We start from the raw sequence: 6,807 nt of genomic DNA on the forward strand, positions 1-6,807 counted from the left end.
TAGTGGCGGAGCCACTCGGACGTTTCGGCAACGCCGCATGGGGGTCCCCCCGCTCGAGCGAAGCCGAGAGTGGGGGAGTGCGTGCCAGGCGTCGCGGGGCAGGCGGGACTTTCGAAACACGCCCTAGATGCCCGCTGCTGTGGAGAGGTCCCGCTTGATCGCGGTGAGTACGCGGGTTGCCTCTGTTTTTGCGGGTTGGAGGTTTTTGGCTGTGTCGACCGGGATCACTACCTCCAGGTAGCACTTGAGCTTGGGCTCCGTGCCGCTCGGGCGGACGATCACCCGGGCGCCCTCCAGCGTGTAGCGCAGGCCGTCCGTGGGGGGCAGCGACTCCGTGCCCTGCGTCAGGTCCTCCGCCTTCGTCACCTTGAGACCCGCCAGTTCCTTCGGCGGTGTTTCGCGGAGGGTGCGCATGGCCCTCGTGATCAGGGAGAGGTCCTTCACCCGGACCGAGAGCTGGTCGGTCGCGTGCAGGCCGTGCGTCAGCGCGAGGTCGTCCAGCGCGTCCAGGAGCGTGCGGCCCTGCTCCTTGAGCGACGAGGCCAGCTCGGTGATCAGCAGCGCGGCCGTGATGCCGTCCTTGTCGCGGACTCCCTCGGGGTCCACGCAGTAGCCGAGCGCCTCCTCGTAGCCGTAGCGCAGGTTTTTTACGCGGGCGATCCACTTGAAGCCCGTGAGCGTTTCCTCGTAGGGGAGGTCTGCCGCGGCTGCGATGCGGCTCAGGAGCGACGACGAGACGATCGACTCCGCGAAGACGCCCGTTGCGCCTCGGGACACCAGGTGGGCTGCCAGGAGCGCGCCCACCTCGTCGCCCCGCAGCATGCGCCAGTTTTCGTTTTCCTTTACCGCCACCGCGCAGCGGTCCGCGTCGGGGTCGTTCGCGATGATCAGGTCGGGGTTGGTCTGCGTTGCCTTTTTGAAGGACAGGTCCATCGCGCCCGGCTCTTCCGGGTTCGGGAACGCGACCGTGGGGAAGTCCGGGTCGGGTTCCGCCTGCTCCTGTACGAGGACCGGCTCCGGGAAACCTGCTCGGGCGAACGCGGCCAGGAGGGTGTCCTTGCCCACGCCGTGCATCGCCGTGTAGACGGTGCGGGCCGTGCGGGGGGAGTCCGGGGACAGGACCGCGTCCGTGCGGGCCAGGTAGGCCTCCAGGACGTCCTCGGAGAGGGTTTCCCAGCCCGTGGTGGGGCGGGGGACGTCGTGCAGGCTGTGGATCGCCTTGATCTCCGCCGCGATCTCCGTGTCTGCCGGGGACACGATCTGGGAACCGTCGCCCAGGTAGACCTTGTAGCCGTTGTCCCGGGGCGGGTTGTGGCTGGCCGTGACCTCGACGCCCGCGACCGCGCCCAGGTGCCGGATGGCGAAGGCGAGCACCGGGGTGGGGAGGGGGCGGGGGAGGACTGCCGCGCGCAGGCCGGCGCCGGTCATGACGGCGGCGGTGTCGCGGGCGAAGTCGGCGGACTTGTGGCGGGCGTCGTAGCCGATGACGACCAGGCCGCCCGCCTCACCCTTGCCCTTGAGATACGCCGCCAGGCCCGCCGCCGCGCGGATGACCACGGAGCGGTTCATCCGCATCGGGCCCGCGCCCAGCTCGCCGCGCAGGCCCGCTGTGCCGAACTGGAGCGTGCCGGCGAAGCGCTCCGCGAGCGCCTCGGTGTCGGCGCTCTCGATGAGCCGCGCCAGCTCTTCGCGCGTCTCCGGGTCGGGGTCCTCGGCCAGCCAGGTGTCGGCCTGGGCGAGGAGTTCGGTGTCCTGCACGGTCACGGTGATCCAGCCTTTCGGTGTCTCTCGGGGGTCAGATACGGCCCAGGACCTGGCCCAGGAGCGCGCCCATGCGCGTGGCGGAGTCGCGGCCCGCCTGGAGGACCTCCTCGTGGTTGAGGGGTTCGCCCGTCATGCCCGCCGCCAGGTTCGTGACCAGGGAGATGCCCAGGACCTCGGCGCCGGCCTCGCGGGCTGCGATGGCCTCCAGGACCGTCGACATGCCGACCAGGTCCGCGCCGATCGTGCGGGCCATACGGATCTCGGCCGGGGTCTCGTAGTGCGGGCCGGGGAACTGTGCGTAGACGCCCTCTTCGAGGGTCGGGTCGATCTCCTTGCACAGCGCGCGCAGGCGCGGGGAGTAGAGGTCCGTGAGGTCCACGAAGTTCGCGCCCACGATCGGCGACGTCGCCGTGAGGTTCAGGTGGTCGCTGATCAGGACCGGCTGGCCGGGGCGCATGCCCTCGCGCAGGCCGCCGCAGCCGTTGGTCAGCACGATCGTCTTGCAGCCGGCGGCGACGGCGGTGCGGACGCCGTGCGCGACGGAGGCCACGCCTCGGCCTTCGTAGTAGTGCGTGCGGCCCAGGAAGACGAGGGCGCGCTTGTCACCGATCTTGTACGAGCGGATCTTGCCGCCGTGGCCCTCTACGGCCGGCGGCGGGAAACCGGGCAGCTCGGTGACGGGGAACTCGGCTTCGGGGGAGCCGAGGGCGTCCACGGCGGGTGCCCAGCCGGAGCCCATCACGAGGGCGACGTCGTGGGTGTCGGCGCCCGTGAGGTCGCGCAGTCGCGCGGCGGCGGCGTCGGCGGCGGCCCGGGGATCGGTGGCGCCCTGGAGGTTGTCCGGAGTAACAGATGCGTTCACGCGATCGAGGGTAGCCGGTTTGGTCCTACGCGCGTAGATGACGGGGTGACGGGATTCGGATCGTTGTGTTGTCGTTTCCGACGAAGGGCCTCAGCAGGGGCGCTTGCGGAGTTCCATCACATAGTCGTGCGGGGCGCCGGCCGATTCCGCGGCGTCCGCCAGTTCGCCCAGGTAGCGCGCCGAGGGGAAGCCGCCCTCGTAGCCGTTGAGCACGTACACCCAGGCGGGTTCCTCGCCCTCCAGGGTGTCCACGCGCACACGCATGCGCCGGTAGACGTCCAGGCCCACGCCCTCCCAGCGGTCCATGGAGTCCTCGTCCATGGGAGCGATGTCGTAGAGCGCGACGAAGACCTGTGAGCGGGGCGCCTCGACGAGGGTCACGAGCGCGCCTTCCCAGCCCATGTGCTCGCCCCCGAACGTCAGCCGCCAGCCGCTGAGCCAGCCCGTCGCGCGCATCGGCGAGTGCGGTGCGCGGCGCGTCATCAGCCGCGCGTCGAGGTTGCCCGCGTAAGCGGCGTAGAGCGACATGGGGTCGAGGGTACGGCAGGTGCGGGCGCCGCTCCTGACGTGGGAAGTGCCCGGACGGAGGCCCCCGGGGCGAAACCGCTTGAAGCGTGCGGGACAATGGAGTACGTGACTCGGATCGTGATCATCGGTGGCGGACCTGGCGGATATGAGGCGGCGCTCGTAGCCGCCCAGCTCGGCGCGGAGGTGACCGTCGTCGACTCCGACGGTCTGGGCGGGGCGTCGGTGCTCACCGACTGCGTACCGTCGAAGACCCTGATCGCGACGGCCGAGGTGATGACCACCTTCGACTCGTCGTACGAGGAGCTGGGGATCATCGTCGCCGACGACACCCCGCACATCGATACGCCCGCGCGAGTGGTGGGGGTCGATCTGGGCAAGGTCAACCGGCGTGTGAAGCGGCTTGCGCTTGCTCAGTCCCATGACATCACCGCCTCCGTGACGCGTGCGGGCGCCCGTGTGATGCGCGGGCGCGGGCGGCTCGAAGGGCTGCAGGCCGCCGACGGTTCCCGCAAGGTCGTCGTCCGTACGGCTGACGGGAGCGAAGAGACTCTTACGGCTGATGCTGTGCTCGTCGCTACGGGTGGCCACCCCCGTGAGGTGCCGGACGCGCAGCCCGATGGTGAGCGGATTCTCAACTGGACCCAGGTGTATGACCTTGATGAGCTTCCCGAGGAGCTCATCGTGGTCGGTTCGGGTGTCACCGGTGCGGAGTTCGCCGGTGCCTATCAGGCGCTCGGATCCAAGGTGACGCTCGTGTCCAGCCGCGACCGCGTCCTTCCGGGTGAGGACCCCGACGCCGCCGCCGTCCTGGAGGACGTCTTCCGCCGCCGCGGCATGAACGTCATGGCCCGCTCCCGCGCCCAGTCCGCCAAGCGCGTCGGCGACCGCGTCGAGGTGACCCTCGCCGACGGCCGCGTCATCTCCGGCACCCACTGCCTGATGGCCGTCGGTGCCATCCCGAACAGCAGCGGGATGGGCCTGGAGGAGGCCGGGGTCAAGCTCAAGGACTCCGGGCACATCTGGACCGACAAGGTGTCGCGGACGACCGCCCCCGGCGTGTACGCCGCCGGAGACGTCACCGGCGTCTTCGCGCTCGCCTCCGTCGCCGCCATGCAGGGGCGTATCGCCGTCTACCACTTCCTCGGCGACGCGGTGACCCCGCTGAACCTGAAGACCGTCTCCTCCAATGTCTTCACCGACCCCGAGATCGCCACCGTCGGCTACACCCAGGCCGACGTCGACGCCGGGAAGATCGACGCCCGCGTGGTGAAGCTGCCGCTGCTGCGCAACCCGCGCGCCAAGATGCAGGGCATCCGCGACGGCTTCGTCAAGATCTTCTGCCGGCCCGGCACCGGCATCGTGGTGGGCGGTGTCGTCGTCTCCCCGCGCGCGAGCGAACTGATCCATCCCATCTCCCTCGCGGTCGACAACAACCTGACGGTCGAGCAGATCGCGAACGCGTTCACCGTGTACCCGTCACTTTCGGGCTCGATCGCCGAAGTGGCCCGCCAGTTGCATACGCGGAAGACGGCTCACGAAGCCTGACTCTCCGTCGGACCTCGGGGGAGAGGGTCAACTTCCCGCAGGTCAGGGGCTGTTGCGGGGGGTGGGGTAGGTAGAGGCGCGGGTAGTTAGGGCCTATACCACTTCCCGTGGTTCCGTGCGAACAACTTCGGTTATTCGGCGCAAACTGCTGAAAGCAGACGGTCGTTGGGGTTACTGTCAGTTTCGTGTTCGCTGCAGAACGTCGTCAATTGATCCTCGAAATGGTGCGGGCCAATGGAGCGGTATCGCTCCGGGAGCTCGCCCGCGTCGTCCAGACCTCCGAAGTGACCGTACGGCGGGACGTGCGCGCACTGGAGGCAGAAGGACTCCTCGACCGCCGGCATGGCGGTGCGGTATTGCCGGGCGGATTCACGCGGGAGTCCGGCTTTCCGCAGAAATCACATCTCGCGACCGCGGAGAAGACGGCCATCGCCGACCTCGCCGCAAGCCTCGTCGAAGAAGGCGAAGCCATTGTGGTGGGGGCGGGCACGACCACGCAGGAGCTGGCCCGCCGGCTCGCGCGGGTGCCCGGGCTCACCGTCGTCACCAACTCCCTTCTGGTGGCACAGGCGCTCGCCCATGCCAATCGGGTCGAGGTCGTCATGACGGGCGGCACCCTGCGCGGTTCCAACTACGCCCTCGTGGGCAGCGGGGCCGAGCAGTCCCTCCAGGGACTCAGGGTCTCCCGGGCCTTCCTGAGCGGGAGCGGCCTGACCGCCGAGCGCGGCCTCTCCACGTCCAACATGCTCTCGGCCTCGGTCGACCGCGCCCTCGTGCAGGCCGCCGCGGAGGTCGTCGTCCTCGCCGACCACTCCAAACTCGGCACCGACACCATGTTCCAGACCGTGCCGACCGATGTGATCACGCGCCTGGTGACGGACGAGCCGCCCACCCACGACGACCGGGCCGCCACCGAACTGCAGGCACTCGCCGACCAGGGGGTGCAGATCGCGATCGCCGGAGCCTCGGCGACCGGAACCGGGCCGGCGGGGGGAGACCACGTCCCGGCGCGCCAGACACGCCGGGACGTTCCCCTGCCGGGCCAGCGCCGCAACCAGCTGCCGGGCGGCCCCCAGCTCCGCAGCGCTTCCGCCCTCGACCAGGCACCCCCTGAGCGCGCCGCGAGGGTGGCCGACCTCCGGCGGCGCTGAGCGGCCACCGCCGCCGCCGTACAAGGGTGCTGCTCAGCCCGCTGTGATACCCCGCAGCGTGAGCCGCAGCAGCCGGTCGGCCAGTTCCGGGTCGTCCGGGGTCTCCTCCGCGGCCAGCGCGATCGCGTTGGTCAGCTGCAGCAGATCGCCGATCGATACGTCCGCGCGCACGGCACCCGCCCGCTGCGCCCTGGACAGCAGGGCCTGTCCCGCCTCGCGCATCGGTGTACTGCACCGCGACAGCGCCGAACCGGCGTCCTGCGACGCCGACATGAGGGCCCGCGAAAGCCCTCGGTACTCACCCGCATGAGTGATGATGTCGCGCAGCCATGCCACCAGCGCGGAGCATGGCTGCGGGTCCGCGAGCAGCGCCCGCGAGCGCGCGAGCAGATCACTCACCGCGTCCTCGAAAACCGCGCTCATCAGCGCGTGCCGGTTCGGGAAGTGCCGGTACAGCGTCCCGATGCCGACGCCCGCGCTCCGTGCCACGTCCTCCAGGGACGCGCCCGTGCCGTGCTCGGCGAACGCCGCCCGCGCCTGGAACAGCAGCCGTTCGTAGTTCCGGCGTGCGTCCGCCCGCATGGGGCGTACGGGCGGGGCCGGGCGGGGCCGGTCCGTCTGGTCCGTGCCGGTCGTCATCGGTCCTCCCTGGTCGTACGCGCGCTCTCCCAGGATGCCTGATGGGGAGAGGATGGTGGGGCCGTGCGGGGGCCACTGTGACGCGAGCGCCCCGGTGGACCGTGGTGCGGTCCGCCGGGGCGCTCGGGTGGTGCCAGGTGCCAGGTGCCAGGTGCCAGGTGCTGTGATCTGGCGCTGGGTCAGGTCAGGGCTGTCAGTCCTTGATTTCGCAGATGGTGGCGCCGGAGGTGATGGAGGCGCCGATCTCCGCGCTGAGGCCCTTGATGGTGCCGGAGCGGTGGGCGTTGAGGGGCTGTTCCATCTTCATGGCTTCCAGGA

The 6,807-nt window shown here is 70.3% G+C and carries 7 protein-coding genes; 2 read left to right on the forward strand and 5 right to left on the reverse strand.

The window, feature by feature from the left end; all coding sequences use genetic code 11:
• Positions 1-123 precede the first annotated feature (123 nt).
• The 3 genes from EOT10_RS40750 to EOT10_RS40760 form a co-directional block, all read right to left on the reverse strand.
• Entirely contained in the window at positions 124-1,764 is a 1,641-nt protein-coding gene (locus EOT10_RS40750) for a phospho-sugar mutase (RefSeq protein WP_431313378.1), read from the reverse strand.
• A 31-nt stretch (positions 1,765-1,795) separates the two neighbouring features.
• The gene (locus EOT10_RS40755) at positions 1,796-2,626 is read right to left on the reverse strand and encodes a purine-nucleoside phosphorylase (RefSeq protein WP_127833420.1); all 831 of its coding nucleotides are present in this window, start codon (positions 2,624-2,626) and stop codon (positions 1,796-1,798) included.
• A 90-nt stretch (positions 2,627-2,716) separates the two neighbouring features.
• Positions 2,717-3,154: a gamma-glutamylcyclotransferase family protein gene (locus EOT10_RS40760; RefSeq protein ID WP_127833421.1), complete on the reverse strand. Its 438-nt coding sequence runs from the start codon at positions 3,152-3,154 to the stop codon at positions 2,717-2,719.
• A 96-nt stretch (positions 3,155-3,250) separates the two neighbouring features.
• Here EOT10_RS40760 and EOT10_RS40765 point away from each other — a divergent pair, with 96 nt between their 5' ends.
• Together EOT10_RS40765 and EOT10_RS40770 are read left to right on the forward strand one after the other, a co-directional pair.
• A complete protein-coding gene (locus tag EOT10_RS40765; protein WP_127833422.1) occupies positions 3,251-4,699 on the forward strand; it encodes an NAD(P)H-quinone dehydrogenase in 1,449 nt (482 codons plus the stop codon).
• Between the two features lie 185 nt (positions 4,700-4,884).
• Positions 4,885-5,850, forward strand: coding sequence for a DeoR/GlpR family DNA-binding transcription regulator (locus tag EOT10_RS40770; RefSeq protein ID WP_127833423.1), 966 nt, complete (start codon positions 4,885-4,887; stop codon positions 5,848-5,850).
• A 33-nt stretch (positions 5,851-5,883) separates the two neighbouring features.
• Here EOT10_RS40770 and EOT10_RS40775 read toward each other — a convergent pair whose 3' ends face one another.
• A complete protein-coding gene (locus EOT10_RS40775; protein WP_189492775.1) occupies positions 5,884-6,432 on the reverse strand; it encodes a TetR/AcrR family transcriptional regulator in 549 nt (182 codons plus the stop codon).
• Between the two features lie 250 nt (positions 6,433-6,682).
• A partial coding sequence (locus EOT10_RS40780) for an acyl-CoA carboxylase biotin carboxyl carrier protein subunit (RefSeq protein ID WP_146003141.1) occupies positions 6,683-6,807 on the reverse strand: 125 nt, incomplete at its 5' end.

The organism is Streptomyces antnestii (genome assembly GCF_004005495.1).
Taxonomy (GTDB): domain Bacteria; phylum Actinomycetota; class Actinomycetes; order Streptomycetales; family Streptomycetaceae; genus Streptomyces; species Streptomyces antnestii.

Coding starts and splice junctions, on each gene's coding strand:
- EOT10_RS40765 (WP_127833422.1), top strand. CDS start 3,251: ATGGAGTACGTGACTCGGATCGTGATCATCGGTGGCGGACCTGGCGGA.
- EOT10_RS40760 (WP_127833421.1), bottom strand. CDS start 3,154: ATGTCGCTCTACGCCGCTTACGCGGGCAACCTCGACGCGCGGCTGATG.
- EOT10_RS40775 (WP_189492775.1), bottom strand. CDS start 6,432: ATGCGGGCGGACGCACGCCGGAACTACGAACGGCTGCTGTTCCAGGCG.